General features: G+C 41.0%; 22 protein-coding genes and 2 pseudogenes. 12 read left to right on the top strand and 12 right to left on the bottom strand.

Going from position 1 to position 22,801, the window contains the following annotated elements:
- Positions 1–85: 85 nt before the first annotated feature.
- Positions 86–538, bottom strand: a complete 453-nt coding sequence (locus HWQ38_RS39905; RefSeq protein ID WP_292806018.1) for a hypothetical protein — start codon at positions 536–538, stop codon at positions 86–88.
- Positions 539–914: 376 nt separating this feature from the next.
- On the opposite strand from HWQ38_RS39905, the gene cobS reads away from it, so the two are divergent.
- A complete protein-coding gene (cobS, locus tag HWQ38_RS39900) occupies positions 915–1,688 on the top strand; it encodes an adenosylcobinamide-GDP ribazoletransferase (protein WP_292806015.1) in 774 nt (257 codons plus the stop codon).
- A gap of 80 nt (positions 1,689–1,768) precedes the next feature.
- On the opposite strand, the gene HWQ38_RS39895 is transcribed toward cobS, so the two are convergent.
- The 6 genes and pseudogenes from HWQ38_RS39895 to miaE (HWQ38_RS39870) form a co-directional block, all read right to left on the bottom strand.
- Positions 1,769–2,224 carry a PPC domain-containing protein gene (locus HWQ38_RS39895; protein WP_292806012.1) on the bottom strand — a complete coding sequence of 152 codons (456 nt, stop codon included), beginning with the start codon at positions 2,222–2,224 and terminating at the stop codon, positions 1,769–1,771.
- 86 nt (positions 2,225–2,310) lie between these two features.
- On the bottom strand, positions 2,311–2,988 hold the full coding sequence (locus HWQ38_RS39890; RefSeq protein ID WP_292806009.1) for a ComF family protein: 678 nt from the start codon (positions 2,986–2,988) through the stop codon (positions 2,311–2,313).
- A gap of 69 nt (positions 2,989–3,057) precedes the next feature.
- On the bottom strand, positions 3,058–3,555 hold the full coding sequence (locus HWQ38_RS39885; RefSeq protein WP_292806179.1) for a GNAT family N-acetyltransferase: 498 nt from the start codon (positions 3,553–3,555) through the stop codon (positions 3,058–3,060).
- Between the two features lie 147 nt (positions 3,556–3,702).
- On the bottom strand, positions 3,703–4,107 hold the full coding sequence (locus HWQ38_RS39880; RefSeq protein ID WP_292806006.1) for a VOC family protein: 405 nt from the start codon (positions 4,105–4,107) through the stop codon (positions 3,703–3,705).
- 18 nt (positions 4,108–4,125) lie between these two features.
- Positions 4,126–4,281: pseudogene (gene miaE, locus HWQ38_RS39875) on the bottom strand (tRNA isopentenyl-2-thiomethyl-A-37 hydroxylase MiaE); the annotation flags it as partial.
- Positions 4,282–4,409: 128 nt separating this feature from the next.
- Positions 4,410–4,568 (bottom strand): annotated as a pseudogene (gene miaE / locus HWQ38_RS39870) (tRNA isopentenyl-2-thiomethyl-A-37 hydroxylase MiaE); the annotation flags it as partial.
- A gap of 152 nt (positions 4,569–4,720) precedes the next feature.
- On the opposite strand from miaE (HWQ38_RS39870), the gene HWQ38_RS39865 reads away from it, so the two are divergent.
- Positions 4,721–5,206 (top strand): PIN domain-containing protein, encoded by a 486-nt coding sequence (locus tag HWQ38_RS39865; protein WP_292806003.1) that lies wholly within the window; start codon positions 4,721–4,723, stop codon positions 5,204–5,206.
- The gene (locus HWQ38_RS39860) at positions 5,193–5,393 is read left to right on the top strand and encodes a hypothetical protein (protein WP_292806000.1); all 201 of its coding nucleotides are present in this window, start codon (positions 5,193–5,195) and stop codon (positions 5,391–5,393) included. The genes HWQ38_RS39865 and HWQ38_RS39860 overlap by 14 nt, the downstream gene beginning before the upstream one ends.
- Positions 5,394–5,446: 53 nt before the next feature.
- Here HWQ38_RS39860 and HWQ38_RS39855 read toward each other — a convergent pair whose 3' ends face one another.
- From HWQ38_RS39855 to HWQ38_RS39840, 4 genes are all read right to left on the bottom strand, one after another.
- The gene (locus tag HWQ38_RS39855; protein WP_292805997.1) at positions 5,447–7,342 is read right to left on the bottom strand and encodes a CheR family methyltransferase; all 1,896 of its coding nucleotides are present in this window, start codon (positions 7,340–7,342) and stop codon (positions 5,447–5,449) included.
- A gap of 404 nt (positions 7,343–7,746) precedes the next feature.
- Positions 7,747–8,370, bottom strand: a complete 624-nt coding sequence (locus HWQ38_RS39850) for a chemotaxis protein CheB (protein ID WP_292805994.1) — start codon at positions 8,368–8,370, stop codon at positions 7,747–7,749.
- Positions 8,371–8,512: 142 nt separating this feature from the next.
- Complete coding sequence (locus HWQ38_RS39845; protein ID WP_292805992.1) at positions 8,513–9,382, bottom strand: polyphosphate kinase 2 family protein; 870 nt, start codon at positions 9,380–9,382, stop codon at positions 8,513–8,515.
- A gap of 153 nt (positions 9,383–9,535) precedes the next feature.
- Entirely contained in the window at positions 9,536–10,819 is a 1,284-nt protein-coding gene (locus HWQ38_RS39840; RefSeq protein ID WP_292805989.1) for a proton extrusion protein PcxA, read from the bottom strand.
- Positions 10,820–11,320: 501 nt separating this feature from the next.
- On the opposite strand from HWQ38_RS39840, the gene HWQ38_RS39835 reads away from it, so the two are divergent.
- Entirely contained in the window at positions 11,321–12,508 is a 1,188-nt protein-coding gene (locus tag HWQ38_RS39835; protein ID WP_292805986.1) for a tetratricopeptide repeat protein, read from the top strand.
- Between the two features lie 37 nt (positions 12,509–12,545).
- On the opposite strand, the gene priA is transcribed toward HWQ38_RS39835, so the two are convergent.
- Positions 12,546–15,116: a primosomal protein N' gene (priA, locus tag HWQ38_RS39830; protein WP_292805983.1), complete on the bottom strand. Its 2,571-nt coding sequence runs from the start codon at positions 15,114–15,116 to the stop codon at positions 12,546–12,548.
- Between the two features lie 835 nt (positions 15,117–15,951).
- Between priA and HWQ38_RS39825 the strand changes: the two genes are divergently transcribed.
- The 8 genes from HWQ38_RS39825 (at position 15,952) to HWQ38_RS39790 (ending at position 22,737) form a co-directional block, all read left to right on the top strand.
- A complete protein-coding gene (locus HWQ38_RS39825; protein ID WP_292805980.1) occupies positions 15,952–17,088 on the top strand; it encodes an RpoD/SigA family RNA polymerase sigma factor in 1,137 nt (378 codons plus the stop codon).
- 292 nt (positions 17,089–17,380) lie between these two features.
- A complete protein-coding gene (locus tag HWQ38_RS39820; RefSeq protein ID WP_292805978.1) occupies positions 17,381–17,875 on the top strand; it encodes a GNAT family N-acetyltransferase in 495 nt (164 codons plus the stop codon).
- Positions 17,876–18,255: 380 nt separating this feature from the next.
- A complete protein-coding gene (gene petJ / locus HWQ38_RS39815; RefSeq protein ID WP_292805975.1) occupies positions 18,256–18,591 on the top strand; it encodes a cytochrome c6 PetJ in 336 nt (111 codons plus the stop codon).
- A gap of 88 nt (positions 18,592–18,679) precedes the next feature.
- Positions 18,680–19,114: a tetratricopeptide repeat protein gene (locus tag HWQ38_RS39810; protein WP_292805972.1), complete on the top strand. Its 435-nt coding sequence runs from the start codon at positions 18,680–18,682 to the stop codon at positions 19,112–19,114.
- Positions 19,115–19,314: 200 nt separating this feature from the next.
- Positions 19,315–19,521 (top strand): hypothetical protein, encoded by a 207-nt coding sequence (locus tag HWQ38_RS39805; protein WP_292805970.1) that lies wholly within the window; start codon positions 19,315–19,317, stop codon positions 19,519–19,521.
- Positions 19,522–19,569: 48 nt separating this feature from the next.
- A complete protein-coding gene (locus HWQ38_RS39800) occupies positions 19,570–21,165 on the top strand; it encodes an FAD-dependent monooxygenase (protein WP_292805967.1) in 1,596 nt (531 codons plus the stop codon).
- Between the two features lie 160 nt (positions 21,166–21,325).
- Complete coding sequence (gene speB, locus HWQ38_RS39795) at positions 21,326–22,369, top strand: agmatinase SpeB (RefSeq protein ID WP_292805964.1); 1,044 nt, start codon at positions 21,326–21,328, stop codon at positions 22,367–22,369.
- 11 nt (positions 22,370–22,380) lie between these two features.
- Positions 22,381–22,737 carry a hypothetical protein gene (locus HWQ38_RS39790; RefSeq protein WP_292805961.1) on the top strand — a complete coding sequence of 119 codons (357 nt, stop codon included), beginning with the start codon at positions 22,381–22,383 and terminating at the stop codon, positions 22,735–22,737.
- Positions 22,738–22,801: the final 64 nt, after the last annotated feature.

Genomic DNA, 22,801 nt, shown 5'->3' with positions numbered 1-22,801 from the left:
TGGTAATTGAGGTTTAATGAACACTTAAGCACTCACGACTAACTTAGTTACCAACTTTACGAGTATATACTGGAATAATTGTTATTTAGAAAGAATCAGAACAGTCATCGTCAATTTCTGCATCCCACCTAGCTGAGAGTACTTGCTCCATCATCGCTTCTATGGCGCTGACATTGAAGTTTCGCTCTCGTCGCTCTTGTAAAGGGGTTGAGCGGGGAATCAACCGCAGACAAACCCCATCCTGCATCAAATCAAAATAGGTTTCTTGTTGCGACGACTGTTTTAATTCCAAGTAATCAAAACTACAAACATTCAAATATAGCGCATGGTTAGCCACTAAAGTAGACCTTTGCGGATTAGCAAAAACTTCCATCACATCCCCTTCACCCTCGCTCAGTACCTTATCTTCTTGGGTGTAGATGTAGTGGACTCGACCTAAATCTGTCAGCAATCGCCGGATGTCGAGCTTATTTACAATGATGCCCGTGTTAATAATGCACGGGGCTGGTATCCTGATGTCGGGTAGATGGTGACTCATAGGAAAATAGCGATTGAGCTAAGGAGAGTGACAACATAGCTAAACTGTCATAATTGAATAGCTTGCTTACTCCCACATTTAAAAAAATATCAATTTTGTGGGGCAATCGTCTAATTAATTTGGAGTAAGTTTTTAATTAACAAATACAAAACTCAAATTTTGATCGCTGATGGAATTGTAATTTCCTAAATCACATTCTTTTGTATAAAAAATAACTAAGCTGTATTTAGTTACCACTTAGATCAGGATAACAAAATTTTCAGTGAGAATTTCTAATATGAAGTAAATCTTATCTAAAGCTTTAAAGTCCGCTTATGTCGCTTGTACCGAAATTAAACTATTATCCAGCAATTAACCAAATATTAATGTAATTCAGATGACGAAACAGCAACAGTGGTGGAAAAAGCTGCTGTTAAAGTTGGCAGCTAGTATTATATTTTACACTACTATTCCAATGCCGTATTTGAACGGATTGGACTTTCGGGGAGTGGCGCGTCTTGCTTCGCTTGTAGGGTTGATAATTGGGGGAATTTTAGGATTACTAGATACCGGGATGGGTTACATTGGTATGGCAGTGTTAACTCGTAGTGCTTTGGTAGTAAGTGTTTGGATTGCCATAACTGGAGGACTACACTTAGATGGGGCAATGGATACTGCCGATGGTTTGGCAGTGGGCGACCCAGATCGGCGACTGGAGGTGATGGCAGATAGTGCTACAGGTGCATTTGGGGCAATGACAGCGATCGCCTTGGTGACACTGAAAATAACAGCTTTGACAGATATGCCAGAAAACCGTTGGTTATTGCTGATGGCTGCTTGTGGCTGGGGACGCTGGGGACAACAGCTAGCGATCGCACGATATCCTTATCTGAAACCAACTGGTAAAGGTGCATTTCACAAACAAGCGATTCGTTCTTACAAAGATTTGTTACCGGGATTATTTTTGTTGTTTGGTTTGAGTGGTTTACTTTGGCTGATAGATAAACAGCAGTTATTTCTCGCACTGACAATGATAGTCGCTGGAAGTGCGATCGCCACTTTAACTGGTGTATGGTTCAACCACAAATTAGGCGGACACACTGGAGATACCTACGGCGCAGTCGTTGAGTGGACTGAAGCCTTATTTCTCTGCCTGCTAACCGTTTTTTAAGATGTGGGGATGAGGGGGATAAGGGGGATGAGGAAAATAATCCATGCCCAATGCCCCATGCCCCATGCCCCATGCTCATTTCATTTAATCGGTTGCAACTTTGTCACCTTGAGTTTAAAAGCCCCAACCCCAGTTTCCCCAAAAGACCGGACACGAATAACATAATTCCCTGTCTCGACGATGCGAGTAAATAGTAGGGAATTACTAGTACCATCAGGGCCATCATCATTTTCTGCCAAAGTCGAACCATCAGGTGCCAGCAGTATGATCATGGTGTCAAAGTTTTCTGATGACAGGTCAACTGCTAAATTATCGCCCTTCTCTAACTTCACTGTGTAATCACGGGCAAACCCACCTTGACCTGTAGGAATGTCTTTGTCTGAGAGGCTATCAGTAATTTCACTACTGCTAGATAAAGGGATTGGACTATACAACTTATTTTGAGCAAAAGCTGCGCTTGTACTTATGCCTATTGCCAGCAATGTGGCAGGAATGATAATCAGTTGTTTTAAACCTGCCTCAAAAACTTTATTCATACATTTCAAGCAATTTTTCCCCAAAAATAGAGTAATTCGGTCAATTTATATGATTCTCTGCCAAAGCTTGCCCATTAATTCTTGATTTATCCGTCTTTAACCGTAGTGGCTACTGCTACTAATCCTAAAACTGCAATTCCATGCTGACGAAGTGTTTGCACAGCAGACCTGGCAGTAGCACCAGTAGTATAAATGTCGTCAACTAACAGCACTGGGACATTTGGAGGACGATCGCGAAATTCTTGCCCAACAGCAAAAGCTTTATCCAAGTTTTTTTCTCGTTTAGATACCGACAAACCAAACTGCGCTTCAGTTTCTCGCACTCTTGCTAAACCGTTTAGTTTCAATTTTAATCCAGTTATTTCGCAGAAGCTTTGTGCTATCAGTGCGGCTTGATTGTATTTACGTTGCTTTTGTTTGCTAGGGTGAAGTGGGATGGGAACTACCACAGCCCGGCTATCTCGCCTCGGTGAATTTAACAACCATGCTTCTCCTAACCATTGACCTAAAGGACGAGCTATTTGGGGTTGATTTTCGTATTTCATCGCCGCGATCGCCCGTTTCACCGGGCCAATATACTCCCCCCAGCCAAACACTGGTATTGGCTCTTGCCATAGAGAAATCGGGTCTTTCCGTTGACATTTTTGCAGTTGTCTGGTGCAGTTCTGACAGAATTCTTGGGAAGTTGCGCGTTGACATAGGGGGCAATGGGATTGGAGAAAAAGATTGAGTAAGCCTGTGAGATTTTTAATCCAAGTGTGCATTTTAGGAGTTAGGAGTTAGAAGTTAGCAGCAGAGACGCGATTAATCGCGTCTGTACAGGAGTTAGGAGTTCAAACTTCATAACTCTTGTGCAGTGACTTAACATACACGCGGTCGCACCTTGGCGTTTCTACTTTTGTTGCTGGAGTGTAGCCGTTGCTTTCATATAGCTTGACTGCTTCCACCAAAACGCTGGCGGTTTCAATCCAAATTTGCCCAAAACCACGCGCTGCGATCGCTACTTCTAGCTGTTGTAACAAATATTTCCCCAGTCCCAAACCCCTAATGCTGGGCAAAAGATACATTTTGCGGATTTCTACAGCTTTTTCGCCACGCTGTATAGGATAGTATGCTCCAGTACCTACTAACTGGCTTTGGTGTTCAATTACCCAAAACTCTCCCCCAGTGGCTAAATAATATTCCTCTACTTGCAACACATCTCGGTCAGCGCCCTTTGGTTCCCAACCTAGACCGTATTCTGATAATACATAACTGATGACTTCGGCGGCTCTAGTGCGATCGCTTTCCACCCAATCACGAATTATAAAATCTTGATAATAGTTTTTCATCACCATTTGCTGGTCAAGTTTACACAGAAAATTTTTCCGCATCTATATCTATATTCCAATTTACCCAGCAAATAGCTTTTCTGGCAGAGTCGATTTCAGGCGGTACTCTCAAGGCGTGAATTCTGCCAGTACTGAAAAAAGTCATCTTTAACTGATAATTCCGAGATTGTTGTAGATTTCGATGAGATTGCCATCAGGATCGCGAAAATGAGCTGTGCGGATTCCCCAGGCTGGGCGATCTTGTGGTTGAGTCACAACGATCGCATTGTGATCTTTTAGTTGCTCATAGACCTCATCCACGTTATCGACTGCGAAAATCAAGACAATTTTATCTCGATTGGCAACGTATGAAGGCTGTTCGATTCTTGGGACTACTTCAGCCATTAATTCCTTTTTGAACAAACCCAGCTTGAGATATCCGGTATTAAACTCAGCATATCCGCTATCTTCATCGCCCCAATCGACATCAAATTTCAGCAAATCCCGGTAGAACAGAAAAGAATCTTTGTAGTTGGAGACAAGTAGTCTCAGGTGTGTTAACTGAAGCTTCATATCTGTTGGGTTAGTCTACTAACTGTGAATTCTAGGTTCTGGGTGCAAAGTCGCCAGCAACTCACTTTCGACAATTGCTAATTGATCAAGCTGTTGCATGACAATTTCTTTGTCGAAGTAAGTAGCAGCTAAAACCCAATATATACCGTAGTGACGCGCTTCGGATGCCATTAACTCACAGGACTTACGCAAACAATAGCCGAAACCGTGATTTTCTTTTTAGGGGCGATACCCTGCGGTCAGCCTTCGTCTACATGAATTGTCCCAGAGCGCGTGTCATTTTGCGTAAGTCCTAACTCACAATAAAATTTTGCTAACTCTGCCTCTGGGCAGTGAGCAGCTAATAGTCCCAGGCGTTCATGAGAGCGAGCTTCAATTAAACCAGTGACTAGTAAGGAATCCAGAAATTGTTCAGGTTCTTTGGGGCGTACTTGAGTTTTTAAACCCCTGCCATAGGGAGGCTGTGGGATTTGGAAACAGGAAAGGCAATCTCTACTTTTACTGGTGACAGTCCTATAAATTGTTGTGCTATTTCCCCAGATGGATTCATGATTATAGCAGGAGACACATCAGGGCGTGTTCATTTCCTGCGGTTGGAAGGAGAAGATATAGAGTGAGCAAATCTTATTTTATTTATCTTGATGTTTGTTGTTTAAATCGCCCTTTTGATGATTGGAGTTATGATAGAAATCGTTTAGAAGGTGAAGCAGTTCTTAAAATTTTAAAGCAGGTTAAATCAGGAAAATATAAATTAGTCAGTAGCGAAGCTATTGAAGCAGAGTTAAGAAAAATGACTAATCTTGATAAATTCAAAGAAATTAGAGAACTATTAAAGTTAGTTAATTCTCAAATAATTTTAAATGAACAAATAGATAAACGTTCCCAAGAATTAGAGAAGTTAGGGTTTAGTCTTTATGATTCTTTTCATGTCGCTTGTGCTGAATCTGCTAAAATAGATATATTATTAACAACTGATGATAGATTACTCAAAAAAGCAATTAAATATAGTAATATATTACAAGTTAAATTAGAAAACCCTGTTACTTGGTTAATGAATACTTTTCTATTAAATGGAGATGATGAAAATGACACTCATTGAATTACGCACAAAAGGTTATCAAGCCTTAGTTAAAGAGTTGGGACAACTTGACACAATTCGCTTTTTACAAGAAATGGGTTGGGGTTCTGGTAATTATACAAAAGAACGCCAAGAGTCTCTAAAAAATGTAAGAAGAGCAGAATTTTGGCAAGATATTGAAGAAATTAGAAAAGAAACAATCGGCTAAATAATAAATACATTTCTATTAAATGTTAAAGATGATTCTAGTGCGATCGCTAGTTAATCCTGGTGCCGCCGTGACTCCATATCTTGAGTAGAAATCATACTATTGACTCTCTCTACATCTGCCATCATCAAAACTGCTCCCTGCATTTCAATCCCAAGCAGAGGAGTAATTGCCAGATAACATTTTATTTGTCTACCCCGACGATTGGTAGCATTGAGGATCATTTCTTGAAAAAGCTTTTTCCCCGATAGGGATTCGCGGATGGGCGATCGCAACTGCTCGACGGGTAGCCCAATGTCTAGGCTGAAGATAGACTGTCCTAGAACTTCATCAGTTCGTAAGCCCCATAAATCTTCTACCATGTAATTCCAAATTAAAATCTTAAAGCTGCTGTCAATTACCACTATTCCAGTTTGGAGACTTCTGAGAATAGAGATCAGGAAAATGTTAGTGCGATTAAGTTCTGTGGTGCGATCGCTCAGTTCGTAATTAATTGTTTGTAATTCTTCATTAGTAGATTGTAACTCTTCATTCATCGTCTCCAATTCTTCATTAGTAGATTGTAGTTCTTCATTGGTGGTTTCTAATTCTTCATTAGTAGATTGTAGTTCTTCGTTGGTGGTTTCTAATTCTTCATTAGTAGATTGTAGTTCTTCGTTGGTAGTTTCTAATTCCTGTTGGGAGCGTTGCAGCGCCTCTTGGAGTTTAATGTAACGGGTGACATCACCAAAGGCGATGCTGACACCTAAGAAACTGGTGTCTGTTTCTTGCAAAGGCGTAATTTGCACATCCAGATATTGGGTTTCTGTGTTTGACAAATGGCGCTCTACATTTGTCAGAGTGATCGGGCGGCGTTCAGTATAAGCCTGTTCAATTAGCGATCGCAACTCAACTGGTCGATAGGAAAGTTCTAAATCCTGGAAGGGACGGGCTAAATCTTTGGTGGAAAGGGCGAACAAACTCCGCGCTTGCTCGTTCATCATGATCAGAGTGCCATTGATATCAATGACTAATTGGGCGATTGGTGCTGTGTCAAAACCCATATCTCGCAGCCGGAGGTGTCGAGACAAACGGCTGCTAGATTCTTCATCTACTGAATTTGCCATAATTAAGAGGCGATCGCGGATATTCACCGACGATATCTTAGTAAATATCCGGTTTTTTAAATCCAGTGGCGTAAACAAATTAGAATGCATCAGTAGCATCTCTGCTTTCCCCAAAAACAGATAGCCATTATCATTTAATCCAAAATGAAACCGGGCTAAAATTCGCCCTTGAGTCTCAGAATTAAAATACATTAATGTATTGCGGTTAACCAGCAAATCTAAGCGCGAAATCGGCGCATCCTGAAGCAGATCGTGGCGACCAAAAATTACTGAGCGGCGCAAGTCTGGGCGGAAGACATAGCACTTGCCGGCAACCTCAAAGTATTTCTGCCGCAGTTCATCTGGCACTGTCTGGATATCTTTTGCTGAATACACAGCAAGACGTGCCTGGTTGAGAGCATCTTCATCTACATCTGTGGCGTAGATTTTAACTCGTTGGCGAAATTCGTCTGCTCCCAACATTTCAGCCATCAACATTGCCAGGGTATAAGCTTCTTCCCCAGAAGCACAGCCAGCGCTCCAGATGCGGATTTGGTCAGAAGTTTTTTTATTCCTAATCAGATTAGGCAGTATTTGCTCTGCTATGTATTCCCAAGCTGATGAATCTCGAAAAAAAGCGGTAACGTTAATTAGGATAGTGTTGAAAAGATAATTGAATTCTTCTGGATGAACTTCTAAAAAATCTAAATATTCTTCAAACTTCTCTATGTTAAATGACTGCATCCGCTTCTGTACCCGACGCATCAAAGTCGAGCGCTTATAGCCTGTAAAATCAAATCCCCGGTTTTGTCTGAGATAAATCAGGAGATTTTCAAATTCGGGATTTATTTCTGCGGAAGTCATACCAATTTTGGATTTTAGATTTGCGATTTTAGATTAAAAGTCTTTTTATTCAGTCGTCTTTAGACGACTTTAGCTATTAGCCTTAGAATTCATTCTGAGGCAGTTGTTAGGACTGGTATAGGAATCATATTTGATTTCTGAAAAAATCTCGGTAGTCTTGTAGTAGACCCTCTTGGCTAGAATGTTGCAAAAAAATTGTCGGTTGGGGAGCCACTGCGTTGCGCGGGTTAAGAGCGTTGTAGCAAGTGGCGTTGGAGGCTTTGCCAAAGCCAACATCCTGATAATCAGTTGGGTTGCGCTCCGTTCCACCCAACCTACGTCTAATGCACTATTTTAGCCTAGAGGGTCTACTACGTGCATTTCAAAAATCAAATACTAGTCCTATATAATATCTCAATTATATTTCAACATTCTCCCATGACCAAAGTCATCAGGGCGCTGGAGATTTGATCAAGGGGAAGAATAAAATCTATGTTGCCAGTTTGAATTGCGGCGGAGGGCATCCCGGAAAATTCGGCGGTTTCTACATCTTGGACAATGATAGTACCGCCCATTTTTTTAATTGCTTCTACTCCCATCGCGCCGTCGCTACCCGTTCCAGTTAGCACAATAGCGATCGCTCTGTCTTTGTAAGTGGCTGCAACTGATTCAAATAACAGGTCTGCCGCAGGACGTAAAAAATGTACTAATTCTGACTGTGATAAGGAAAGTGTGCCGTCACTGTTAACTAACAGATGATGATTAGGTGGAGCAATGTAAGCCTTTCCTGGGGTAAGGCAATCTCCTTCTTCTGCCTGTTTCACACTAATATCCGTGCGCCGACTGAGAATTTCTGCCATGAACGAGCGGTGTTGGGGACCGAGGTGTTGGACAATGGCGATCGCGGCTGTAAATTCTTTGGGTAGAGTCGATAGCACCTTAATTAAAGCAGTTAGACCGCCTGCTGAGGCTGCGATCGCCACAATATCAAAGGCAGCATTAGTAAAGTGAGGTAGATGATTGTTGCCATCTTCTGCCATCTGAATCATGATTTTGCAGCTATAACTATCTAGGTAACTTCTTTAGTTACAAACAGCAATTAATAAAGTTACAATTTTTTATCGTTGTTTAAATTAATTATACAGGATATTGTAATTCAGGATTTTTTGCCTTAACTATCAAATTTATGTCTTAATCTTCCTCCTCTAGAATGCGTTTCGCCTGTAAAAGTTGTTGCCTATGTTCCTCACTAACTGTCGGGTATTGCAGATTTAGTTCTTGTAATTTTGTGCAGATAATATTCGCCACTGCCAGACGTGTAAACCATTTGCGATCGGCAGGAATAATATACCACGGTGCCCATTTAGTACTAGTATAGTTAAAAACTTCTTCATAAGCATTCATATAATCATCCCAAAAAGCTCGTTCTCGAACATCGCTATCTGAAAACTTCCAATTTTTTTCAGGATATTCAATCCGTTCTAAAAAGCGTTTTTTCTGCTCTGATTTCGAGACATTTAGAAAAAACTTCAGGATGATTACACCATTGTTTACCAAATGCTTTTCAAAATTATTGATTTCTTCAAAGCGCTGTTTCCATATCTTCTTTCCTTCAGGTAAGTGGGGAAGTTCTTGTTTATTAAGCATTTCTGGATGGACACGAACCACAAGCACTTCTTCATAATATGAACGGTTGAATATCCCAATTCGACCTCTTTCTGGCAAAGCCTTCGTTGTTCGCCACAGGTAGTCATGGTCTAATTCTTCTGCACTGGGACTTTTAAAACTAAACACCTGAAATCCTTGCGGGTTCACACCAGAGGTCACATGTTTAATTGTGCTATCTTTGCCAGCAGCATCCATTGCCTGAAAAATAATCAGTAAGGCATAAGTATTTTGAGCATAAAGAATATTTTGGTAATTTGCTATTCGTTCAATATCTGCCTGTAATTTGCTTGCAGCATCAGTTTTTTGATGAAAATCGGTCTTATAGGCTGGGTCATAGTTTTTTTTCAGAGAAATCTTTGAACCTGGTGTAACAATGAAAGCATCGTGATTCATGTATAAAATTTCCTAACGGCTGTTTATACCCAAGCACATTTTAAAGTGCTAATTTCTAAAAGTTATGATTTATTAATTAAAGAATTTTAACTCATCTTACGGCTACGAGAACGTACCAATGACTAAATCGGCTAGGGTATTATGAACTATCAATTACTCGTCCATCTCTTTTAATGTCGCTAATGCCGATGGGGATAAACGACTTAGATAGCGGAATATCCAGTATTTAAAGATAGTGTTTAAAATCACCGGAAATGTCGCAATAAAGAAAAAGATTGCATTTCTAGTGGCTGGCAGACCTAAATGTTCTGCAAACCCCTCAAGAATGACCTCCCACCCATCTGGTGAGTGAAATCCGACAAATATATCTGTAAACAGAATAATTAAAAAAGCTTTTGCACTATCACTTAGACCATAGACAATGGTATCCATAAAAGACTTGAGAATCACAATTTCTCTTTTGTTCAGAGCGATGATTATACCAAAAGAAAATAGTGAGATTAAATCTGCAAAAACATTGCTAAGAGCGCTATTACTCTTAATGTGAGATCCCTCAGCTATTTCCATTGCTTTGTCTTTAATCTTTTCTTTGATTACCTCTGAATCAAGTGGAGGTGCTTGCTTGAGTAAATATTCAAATCTCAATCCTTGCTCAAAATTATGTAATTCCAGGAGAGCTTCTTTTTCCAGATCAGAATTGATGAAAATTTGAATTTGATTATCTCCTCTAATCCTTTCTAGTATGGGAATTACTAAAAAATATTTAGATAAGTTCTGAGCTAAAAGGGGTACAATAATTAGAGTTATGAGAAATCTCAGAGCAATTTTTGTCCGATTTCGAGAATTTCGGTAATTTCTGATAAATTCTTCTTCTGTCTGCGGGGCAAAATCTGCTTTAATTCTATTAACTGTTTGGCCTATAGACCTCGGAACGGCTCCAGTTGTTTGAGATGGAGATGTTGATTCAATATCATTAATATTAGCTAAGTCTGGCTGTTTATTGATTTTGATTCGGTTAATTTGTCTGGCTTGAGAAGTTGATACTAATTCGCTAGGAGCAATTAGTTTATCTTTGATAGCGTACTTCTCGACAACTTCATCAATAATCTTCAGCTTTTCTAATAAAACAGAATTAGATATATTGACAATTCCCCGACTAAGCCGGAATTCTGCAAGTCTGAGCTTGATAATAGTTAAGTTTTTATCAAGGTATACTTGCCAGTAAGACATCACGGTTTCAGTATATTTTACTGATTCTGAAGATATTTTTTTGTTATCAAAATGTTCTCTCTCAATATTTTTAATTCTTTGAGCTGCTTGTTGAGCTTCTAAGAGTGCCCTTTCTGGTGTATCTAAAAACCAATTGTTAAGCGATCGCAAATATTCTTTGATATTTCGGCGAACTAAATTTGCTGTTTTGGCGAATGAATCTCTCATACATATATGACTCTTTATATAATGTGTATTATAATTATAAAAACCGGAAAAAAGTCGTGTATCCGATTTTTGTCACAGAAAATTAACTATGAGAAATTACTTGTTTTCACTACTATGTAGATGATGTGTAAATAATGTAACACGCTTCAAAATTACACTTTACAGCTTGATATAGGAGGCTTTATGACACCTCACCCTGTTAAGATTTTTTAGCCTTATTTAGAAAAATTGTCAAGGAAGTAAAATAGATATATCTTGACTTAGTTTCAGTAAGCTTCTCTAACAAGTAGAACTTAAGGATTTTTGATGGCAAATATAGCGCTTCTCGTCCGTTGTGAGGTACAAGAACCCCACCGCCAACCCCCTCCCCGCTCTTCGAGAGGGGACTATGATGTACCTTGTTATAAAAATCGCCAGATATCATCTGAATCCTATATCGGCACAAATAACAGTTGGTAACAACAGCAAGCAAAAAATCGCAACCCAGAATTTATTGGCAATATGAAACTCAGTCTGTGCATGATTGTGAAAAACGAAGCAGCAACACTACCCAAATGCCTGAACAGTGTCAGAAAAGTAGTGGATGAAATGGTAGTCTTGGATACAGGCTCAATCGATCGCACTCCCAATATTGCCCAACAACTCGGTGCAAAAGTCCATCATTTTAAATGGTGTAATGACTTCAGTGCTGCCCGCAATGCCGCTCTAAAATATGTCACTGGTGATTGGATTTTGGTATTAGATGCTGATGAAACTCTGACATCAGCAATTGTATCGCAGTTGCGAGAGGCGATCGCTAGAGATGAATACCTGCTGATCAACCTCGTTCGCCAGGAAGTTGGTGCAGAACAATCTCCTTATTCTCTGGTTTCCAGGCTGTTCCGTAATCATCCAGATATTCATTTTGACCGTCCTTACCATGCCTTGGTAGATGATAGTGTGTCAGCAATTTTAACCAAAGAACCCCATTGGCAAGTAGGTTATTTACCAGGGGTAGCACTTTTACACACAGGATATCAAAAAAGTGCGATCGCTCAAAATAACAAATATGCTAAAGCAGCTACGGCGATGTCAGGGTTTCTCGCCACTCATCCTGATGATCCCTATGTTTGCAGTAAATTAGGGGCATTGTATGTGGAAACTGGTAAAATTTCCCAAGGTATGGAGTTGCTGAGACGAGGAATCACTGCGGCTGAAGAAAACTACGATATTTTATATGAACTCCACTATCATTTAGGCATTGCCTACAGTCGATTGCAAAAATCCCCACAGGCTATTTCGCACTATCAAGCTGCGATCAAATTGCCAATTTACCCGATGCTCAAATTAGGAGCATACAACAACTTGGGTAACTTACTCAAAGCAGCAGGAGATTTCAACGGTGCAAAAACTGCTTACGCCACAACTTTGAAAATTGACCCGACTTTTGTTGTTGGACATTATAATTTAGCGATGATATTTAAAGCTTTGGGTTTATTTACAGACGCGATCGCATATTATCAAAATGCAATCAGCTTAAATCCCAACTATGCCGAAGCCTATCAAAATTTAGGGGTAGTGTTGCTGAAAGTTGGCAATCATCAAGATAGTTTAACAGCTTTTAGAAAAGCGATCGCCCTTCATGAAAGCTATAATCCCGAAGAGGCCAAAAGACTACGCCAGGGGTTGCGGGAGATGCAGTTGATGTAGAAGTATGTGAACTACAAGATGGTTTAACCGCAATTGACTACATAATATTTAATGGATCTACATCAATTGTCAAACTAACAGATGGCGGACAAAGCGATCGCACTTCTTCCCAATCTGGCAATTTTGGCAATGCATCCGGGGCAAATTTAATCAATATCTGCCAGCGATAACGATTAGCTACTCGTAAAATACTCGCTGGTGCTGGGCCTAATATCTCAAATTCTTCTTCTGTACTCAAGGCTGTAGCAATAATTTGCGCCGTATTCTGCACTTGAATCGCGTCGAGACTACTTAAACGCAATAAAATTAAGCGTCCATAAGGAGGATAATTGAGTGCTTGGCGTTGTTCTAACTCAGCTTCAGAGAAAGACAGATAATCGTGCGATCGCACTGCTGCAATTACCTGATGCTCTGTAGTATAAGTCTGCACAATTACTCTACCCGGATCGTCGCCTCTCCCAGCACGTCCAGCTACTTGAGTCAAGGTTTGAAATGCCCGTTCACTGGCGCGATAGTCTGATAAATTTAGCAATCCATCGGCAGCAACGACACCCACAAGTGTTACCTGTGGTAAATCTAAACCTTTGGTAAGCATTTGCGTTCCGACTAATAAATCTGCTTCGCCGTTGGCAAATTGGGTGAGTAGAGTCCGGTGTGAACCTTTGTTGCGGGTGGTATCGCTATCAAAACGAATCAAGCGCAAATTTGGGAACTGTCGCGCTAGTTCCTGCGTGACTCGTTGAGTGCCGCTACCGAAAAATTTTAGGTAAGGGGAACTACAATCAGGGCAGAATTTGGGATGCGATCGCGCATAGTTACAATAATGACAACGCAATAATTCCGGTGCTTTTTCTTCAGTGTGGTGATAGGCTAACGACACATCACAGTGGGGACATTCCAACACATATCCACAACTGCGGCAAGATACAAAAGTACTGTGTCCCCGACGATGAATAAATAAAATTCCCTGTTGTTTTCTCTCTTGCAACTCTTGCAAAGCTGCTTGCAGCGATCTACTAAATATAGAGCGATTTCCCTGCTGCAACTCTTGCCGCATATCGACTATTTCCACCGGTGGTAAAGGGCGGGAATTGATCCGTTCCGGTAAACTTAAGTAATAACTCCTGCCTGCCGAGTTAAAATTTATTTCCTGTCCCCCCTCTCTGCTTGCGGAGAGGGGGCTAGGGGGTGAGGTTCTGACGCTTATCCAACTCTCCAAGGAAGGCGTAGCGGAACCCAACACCAAGGGACAATTTTCTAATTCTGCTCGCCATTGGGCAACGCTGCGGGCGTGATAGGTGGGAATGGGGGAGTCTTGTTTAAAGCTGCTGTCGTGTTCTTCATCTAAAATGATTAAACTCAATTTAGGTAAAGGAGCGAAAACGGCGCTGCGGGTACCAATGACAACTTGGGGTTCTCCGATGAGCATTTGCCGCCAAGTGTCGTAACGTTCACCATCGGAGAGGGCGCTGTGATAGACGCTGACTTTATTCCCAAACCGGGCGCGAAAACGATCAGTTAGCTGGGGTGTGAGTCCAATTTCTGGAACTAAGACAAGGGCGGATTTGCCTTGATTCAGGAGAGGTGCGATCGCTTGCAAATATACTTCGGTTTTTCCCGAACCTGTGACTCCATGCAACAAAACTTCAGCAAATCCATCTAGTGCCTGGATTGTTTCTAGGGCGCTAGCTTGGGCAGCAGTTAAGGATTTAGCATCATCACCGACTAATTGTGGACCCTGTTCTGTTCGCAATACTTCCCGTTCTTCGATGACAATGTAACCCTTTTGTGCCAACGTCTTCAGGATAGAGGAACTAGCATTGCAAATTACCAGTAATTCATTTTGCCACAATTCACCACCCCGCCGTCGTAGTACTTCCAAAATTTCTCGTTGGCGAGTAGTTAACTCGTCATCGATTGTAGCTATCAGCGTGACTGCTTTTTGCAGTTTTGGTCGAGTTAGCCGTGGTGGTTCTAAATAGCTTTCTACTAAACCAAATCGCAACAACTCCCGAATTCCCCGATAAGCAAATTTGACTTTTTGTTGGAGGTAGGCGAAACTGTAGTTTCCCGCCGGCTGCCCTTGTAAAAGTTCCCAAATTTGCCGCGCAGTTGGAGTCAGAAAAGCTGAAGGATTGCCAGATGTAAGTAAATAATTACTTTCGTCTTCTGCTGTGCCTCTAATGATGCGGATACGACGCTGCGATCGCCCCAGCAACCCTGGTGGTAAAGCAACCCGGATCACTTGAATCAAGGGCGTATAGTAATATGCAGCGACTCGATTGAGTAATTCCCAATAAGCACTTGGGAAAAATCCAACGCTGACTATATCTTCTACTTCCCGGATTTTTTCTGGTGGTAAATCGATATTTGGTTGTGACAGTAACCGAATAGCGATCGCTCCCAATTGTTGTGCCCCAAATGGCACGCTCAAAATATCCCCTGGTTTGATTTCTAACTGGGCTGGCAATCGATAAGTAAATAGTCCTGTACTTCCTGGACAGTCTACCAGTACTTCAACCCACCTATTAAGAGTTGCACCCGACTGGTACGATTCACTAGGCTCGGCTACCACTAAAGGAGAGAAATTTACTTGATTAATATACATAATTGCTGACTTTATAGTTTAACACTTTACTCACATAGCTGGTCAAAATTAACCTAGCCAATTAAACTCTAACTTTTTCTTTTCTTAGACTTAAATGGTATTTCTCAATACTGTTATCCTTCATAATACTTGATAAGTTTCCTCTTATGTAATCTACTAGACAATCTCGCCTCTTCTATACGTGCAATAAATATTTGATGCCCATTATACAAATAAAAGTATGTCCGATCTTGCTGCAACAGTTGCTCTAACTACTAAATAGGGAGTAGTCTTTTTCCGCCTATCGATAGATATTCAACCCTTTCTGTATATGAGATTATTTTATACAAATAAGATCATCCCCAAATTAAGCTGGCGTTGTTGTAATTTGTATCATCTAGGTAACTTTTAATCGCCAATGCATAACCCCAGCAGCAGATTTTCGATTTATCCAGTGATTTTCAACCCCTAAACATTAAAATTATTTAGAAAAATATATGAAAGTTTAAGAAATTGGGATGATTAGCTGAGATTTTTATATTTGTTAAGGTTGAGAAAGTTTGAGGAGGATTTGACATATTTGATAATTCCGAAAAAAATGAAGAATATATATGTTGTCAGTCTGAGAAGAAAGTTTTCTTGGGTGTCAAGGCGAGTTTAGTTATAGGTTGTATCTAACCGTAACCTATAGTTGGTAGGTAGATACGGATTTTTATTTCTGAAGATAAATTAGCAGAAGCTTGAATTTCGCTATATAAACGGGTGCATTCGTCCCTTAGGGAAAACTACCAAGCCTCAAACGAGTAGCTGTAAGTAAATTAGGTACCAAACAAAACAACAATCCCTAAAGGAAACTATGAATATTGTTGAATTGGGAAAAATGGAAATACTGGAGAACACTGCTGATAGCGAAGAACCATCACTCGAAAGTTTAGATGCTGTAGCAGATCAAGAATCTCCAATTGTAGTAGAAAATCCCGAATCAGACGAACGGGATGGGGATGACATGGCGGCGGCTCGTCCTTCGGGATACAATAAAACCGAACATGATGATGCTGTAGGCGCGTTTTTTAAGGAAATGGCGCGTTATCCGCTTCTAAAACCTGATGAAGAAGTAGAGTTAGCGCGGCGAGTCAGGTTTTTAGAAGAAGTTAGGGAATTACAAGCTGCTTTACAATTAAAACTGGGACAAGAACCTAGCAAGCTAGAAGTAGCTTCCGAGCTAGAAATGACCGAAAAGCAATTAGAAAGTCGCTTGTATCAAGGTAGAGTAGCGAAACGCAAAATGATTCGCTCGAACCTCAGATTGGTAGTTTCTATTGCCAAGCGATATCTAAATCGGGGAGTGCCTTTTCTGGATTTAATTCAGGAAGGAGCAATGGGTTTAAATCGCGCTACAGAAAAGTTCGATCCCGATAAAGGATATAAGTTTTCTACTTACGCCTATTGGTGGATTAGACAAGCGATTACCAGGGCTATAGCTAATGATGCGCGAACAATTCGGCTACCTATTCATATTGTTGAAAAGCTTAACAAGCTGAAAAAAGCCCAACGCGAACTCAAACAAAAACTCTGTCGTAATCCCACCGAAGGGGAAATGGCAGAAGCTTTGGAAATTAGTGTGCAACAATTACGCCAGCTACAACAACTACGGCGTCAAGCACTTTCTCTCAACCACCGCGTTGGTAAAGAAGAAGACACGGAATTGATGGACTTGCTAGAAGATGAAGATAACCTGTCTCCAGAAGCAAAAATGAATGAAAACATGATGCGTCAGGAGATTTGGGAAGTCTTAGGTGACGTATTAACTCCACGAGAGAAAGATGTGATTTCTCTGCGTTATGGTTTGACAACCAGCGAACCCTGTACTTTAGAAGAAGTTGGCAATATGTTCAATCTTTCTCGTGAGCGAGTGCGACAAATTCAAAGCAAAGCCATGCGTAAATTGCGGCGTCCCCACATAGCCAAACGTTTAAAAGGTTGGTTGATTTAATTACATTGATCAACGTAGAATGATCTAATTAGCTTCACTAACGAATATCGATCAAATAAAGTGCAAAACTTGAAATTTCGTAGGGCAGCCAGTGCCTTGCGGAGGTTCCCGACGCTCAATGAGTCGCTATCCGTTGTAGCAAATTGTATCTGTATATTTCTTGAGCTTCAGCTACTGCAAGTTGCAAAAACCGGGCGTTTTGTACCTTTTTTCGGCTTTTTTTTAGTCATTACTCAAAAAAATTGCCCAGTTGCCTATAGACTATGGACTATCAACTATGGACTATAGATTAATGACTTCGCGTAGCAATTTGATTGTGCGTTTTGCTGAACCAGCCGATTATAGCGTACTGTTTAAATTAATTCAGGGACTTGCAGAGTATGAAAAATTATCACACGCGATTACTGGCAATCCTCTGGCACTCAAGGAACATTTATTTGGTTCACGGAGGTATGTAGAGGCAATTTTAGCAGAATCTGCGGGTCAAGCTGTTGGTTTTGCCCTATTTTTTCATAATTATTCAACATTTCTGACGAAGCCAGGAATTTATCTGGAAGATTTATTTGTTTTACCAGAATATCGTCGGCTCGGTATTGGTAAGGCTCTCCTTACTAAAGTAGCCCAAATAGCGATAGAACGTGATTGTGGGCGGTTAGAGTGGAGTGTGTTGGATTGGAACGAATCAGCCCAAGCATTCTACCGTAGTATGGGAGCATCTATATTAGATGATTGGCGAATTTGTCGTGTTACAGAAGATACGCTTATTCAGTTAGGGGCTGTCAACTAAATAACAAAGGATGAAATGTAAAAGATCAAACAGCATAATTTTCATCTTTTATATTTCATTGTTCAAATAAATTTGCATTGTGATCATCGACGTAGATGCTTTCGCAATGCGTCTGGTAGAGAAGCAGCTTGTCGCCAAACATCGCTCTGTACTAACAACCCTAAATTTATAGCTATTTTCACGTAAATAAACCATGCTGTGCCCCGACAACAAATGTGCTTCAAATAAATTAAAACTCCTATAAAAACCCGAAGATTCAAAATCCCGAAACTTTAATAAACTGAAGTTTGACAGTTTGTCATTTGACTAAGGCAACGTCTCAACTGACAATTATGGAGGATATTGCACCGAATAAGCCGTTATTGCAGAGGGAACACGAAATGAAAAAAATTATTACAGTGATGCTGTTAGGCATAGCAATCTTCACCTTTGTCTTCAGTAGTCCAGCATTGGCAGCAGATGCTGTTAGTGGAGCTAAAGTATTTAGTGCCAATTGTGCCTCTTGTCACGCCGGAGGGAAGAATCTGGTTCAAGCTAACAAAAACCTGAAGAAAGATGCTTTGGAAAAGTATGGTTTGTACTCAGCAGAGGCGATTATTGCCCAAGTTACAAAAGGTAAAAATGCCATGCCCGCCTTCGGCAAACGCTTGAAACCTAACCAAATTGAAGATGTAGCGGCTTATGTGCTTTCACAAGCAGATAAGGACTGGAAGTAGACTAAAATCTAACTTCAAAAATTAACAATTTGCGGGGCTTTTTGTCCCGCTAATTTTCGGGTTGCCGAAATTGTCAAATAGGATGTTTATGACTAGTTTCTGGCGATTATTTCTCAGTGTAATTATTGCTTTATCTTTCATTTGTTTGACTCCATCCGCACATTCATCACCGATTTTAATTACGCAAATTACAGCTGGTGATTTATTGGAATTGGGTGTAGATAAGATGCGGGGTGGTAATTACCAGCAAGCAATAGAAAATTTCAACCAGGCGATTGAACTTAAGAAAGATTTTGCTGTAGCTTATAGCGATCGCGCTCTTGCTGATCTCCAATTAGAAGATTACCATCAAGCGATGTCTGACGACAAGCCGCTTCGCGTCTACGCAGATTGTACTCAAGCAATAAATTTTGCACCTGATAATTTTGAGGCTTATCTGAACCGGGGAGTCGCACTCTACAGACAAGGGGATATCCAACTGCCATTGTTGATCATAATCGAGCGTAGGCGTAGCCCGTCGTAGACATCGCACTTAAACCCGATGATTTTTGAGCTTACTACAACCGAGGGCTAGCCCATGCTGGGGATGGGAAAGACTTTGAGGCAATTGTTGACTTTAATTTAGCTCTAACTCAAATCCCCCAAATAAGCAGCTTACTGCTTGCAGATATCTACAATGACCGAGGTTTGGCGCATTTTGTCTTGCAAGATACCCAAGCAGCTATGCTTGACTTTAATCTCGCAATTCGTCTCAATGCTAACGATAATAGAGCGTACTTTAACCGGGGTTGTGTTTGTGGACAAAATGGAGATGACTTTGGTGCAGTGCGTGATTTTTCCCAAGTCATCAGACTTAACCCCAGTAATGCCCAGGCTTATGTTAATTGGGGAGTAGCTCGTTATCGCTATGGTATCTTAGTTGATAGCTAATAGCTTTCCACATTGCCCAGCTTCTATCTCAGATTACTGTGTATAAATATGCTAGAAACTAAATCAAGTCCTCATACATATACAGACAGATCAACCAAAGCTGATACCTTAACTGGCTCTGTTGTCTCATTTTCTGCTCCGCAAGAAATCTATGATGTTGTAGTGGTTGGCGCTGGGCCTATTGGGTTAGCAACTGCTATCGGCTTACGTAAACGTGGTATTGAAAATGTGCTTGTCATCGATCAAACTCGCGCCTTTCGTGAAGTTGGCCAGGGGTTGGATCTTCTCCCAAATGGATTAAAGGCTCTCAAATATTTAGATCCTAACGCCTACGAAGAAGTCAAAAAAACTGGACTTGGTTTATTGAATCCCCAGCAGTCTAATGACCAGAAAACTGTCGAACCTACTCAAAAGCAACAACCTTCAAAGACTTCACCCCAATGGACTTACAAAAATTTGCAGGGACAGATAATTCGGTCAATCTCGCTTAGTTTTGATGACTGGTTTAAAGATTATGGCGAGGGTCGAGTGTCAATTTCTTGGTACAATTTGCAGACAACCCTCAGACAGCTACTTCCCGAAGACCAAGTTAAAGCTAATCACCGTTGTATTAATATTGTCAATGAGCCGGAAAACGATTCTGTGCGCATAGATTGCTTATCTGACACTGAAGCCAACCCCTATGCTTATTGGACAGATGCGCAGAAACAGAATGATACACAGCCCCAGAAATCGGATGCTGCCCCCCAAGAATTAGCAACAAAATCGATTCGAGCTAAACTAATTGTTGCAGCAGACGGGATTAATTCTACAGTTCGTAGACTGCTTTACACAGATAGTCAATACCATGATTTTGCTCGACCTGAATACTCCGGGTTTGCAGCTATATTTTGTAGAGAAATAGGCGACATAACAACTGAACTGTGGACGAAATTAGAAGAATATTTCTTTCAAGACTCACCAATTGTAACAATCACTAATGATGAAATATCTGGAAATTCTGTTTGTATAAATAACATCAGGATGATTTTATTTCGCAGATCAATTGGTGAACTAAGGTACGTGATACATCTTGCTTTACCTTTGGACTTGTTGCAAGAAAAGTCTGAAAACTCTTTAATTGACTTAGCTATCCAGGAGTTGGAGAAGGCAGGCTTTCCTGATGCACTTAAGCAATTAGTACGTATATCTCCTCCTGCGAAGATGCAGCAACGCCCATACTATATTCACCGCGCTACTATTTCAGATTCTGTACAAGTTCCTAGCACAATTGACGCCAATACAGAAGCTGATGCTGTCAAAATTCCACCAGCCTGGAGTTTAGGGCGAATCGTATTAGTTGGCGATGCCGCACATGGAATGCCTCCCTTCATGGCTCAAGGAGCTAATCAAGGATTTGAAGATGCACTCTTGATTGCAACACTAATCGCTAAAATTGCCGAGGAGAATAACTGGGATAATACGCAAGCTATAGCCACAGCTTTCGAGAAATATGAGTGTCTTCGTCGCCCATTGATGGCATACGTCCAAGAGGCAACATTAAAATCTTCACCCTACTCGTCAGACAAAGAGTGGCAAGAATATGGAGAACAGGTGTATTGTCCCAATTTCGATCAATTAATTGAGCAGAAGAGACGCGATTAATCGTGTCTGTTTGGAGAGACGCGATTAATCGCGTCTGTACAGGAGTTTGGAGTTGTGTATTTGGAAAATAGTAATTTACCGCCTGTGAAAAATTTTGATTACAATGCAGATGTCCACTAGGCGGCGTGCTGTCTATCCACATAAATCCAGAAGATACTCAATGAGTAATCAATTAAAAGACTACAATCCTAGCGGCGTAGGTGAAGTAAATGGCAACCTCTTAGGTTTGCCTGGCGATTACGAGTCTGCAAAGTTGGTTGTCTTTGGTGTGCCGTGGGAAGTTACTGTTTCCTATGGTGCAGGCACTGCTAATGCCCCACAGCGAATTCTCGATGCTTCGACTCAACTAGATTTGTTCGATTTTGATAATCCTGATGGTTGGAAGCAGGGAATTTTTATGGTGGAAATTCCCCAGGATATTGTAGAGAAGAATACATACTATCGCGTCTTAGCAGCAAAAATTATTGAGCGATTAGCCCAAGGTAAACAACTCTCAGATACACCAGATTTAACACCTGTGCTGACAGAAATTAATCAGGCTGGTGAACAGGTGAATAAATGGCTATTTGAAAATTGTCAACAAGCAATTAATCATGGTAAGCGAGTTGCAGTCATTGGTGGAGATCATAGTTCGCCTTTAGGTTATTTCCAAGCATTAGCGGCTAACTACCAAAACTATGGCATTTTGCACATTGATGCCCACGCAGATTTACGCGATGCCTATGAGGGATTTGAGTTTTCCCATGCGTCTATTATGTTTAATGCGATGAAAATACCGCAAATTTCTAAGTTAGTGCAAGTGGGTTTGCGTGATATTAGTCATGATGAAGTGGAAATGATTGACCAATCTAGCGATCGCATTATTCCTTATTATGACCCAGCGATTAAACAAAAGCTTTACTCTGGAACAACTTGGATTGATTTGTGCCGAGAAATTATCAGTCATTTACCTGAGTATGTTTACATTAGCTTTGATGCAGATGGTCTAGATCCAAAACTCTGTCCGAGTACAGGTACTCCTGTTCCCGGTGGGTTGGAATTAGAGCAAACTTTTTGTCTGTTCCGAGAATTGGTGAATAGTGGGAAAAAAATTATTGGCTTTGATATCTGCGAAGTCGGTGATGGGGAGTGGGATGGTAATGTTGGAGCGCGGGTAGTTTACAAGCTGGCAAACTTGATGGATTTATCTCAGCAGAAAACATAAACGATAAAATTTTGGCAGTAAGACTAATTCGTAATTGGAACACGAGTTGTCGAGTGAAAAGAGCGTTGGCGCAGCCCGCCGCAGGCATCGCTCGACCTCTGGACTCGGAGGTTGCATCTTTGAACATGAGTTGTCGAGTGAAAAGAGCGATCGCTCGACCTCTGGACTCGGAGGTTGCATCTTTGAACATGAGTTGTCAAGCTAAAAGAGCGATCGCTCAACCTCTGAACTCGGAAGTTGCACCTTTGAACATGAGTTGTCAAGCTAAAAGAGCGATCGCTCGACCTCTGAACTCGGAAGTTGCACCTTTGATCCTCGAAGTTGCACCTTTAACCCTCGGACTTGCAGCTTTGACCCTAATCATTTGAGTTTTGAACTTGAAGCTTGCACCTCATAACACAAATTGTCGAGTAAAAAGGGCGATCGCTCCAC

The organism is Nostoc sp. NMS7 (genome assembly GCF_017115085.1).
Lineage (GTDB): Bacteria > Cyanobacteriota > Cyanobacteriia > Cyanobacteriales > Nostocaceae > Nostoc.
The sequence above is the reverse complement of the archived record's forward strand: the minus strand, read 5'-3'. Positions and strand labels throughout refer to the sequence as shown.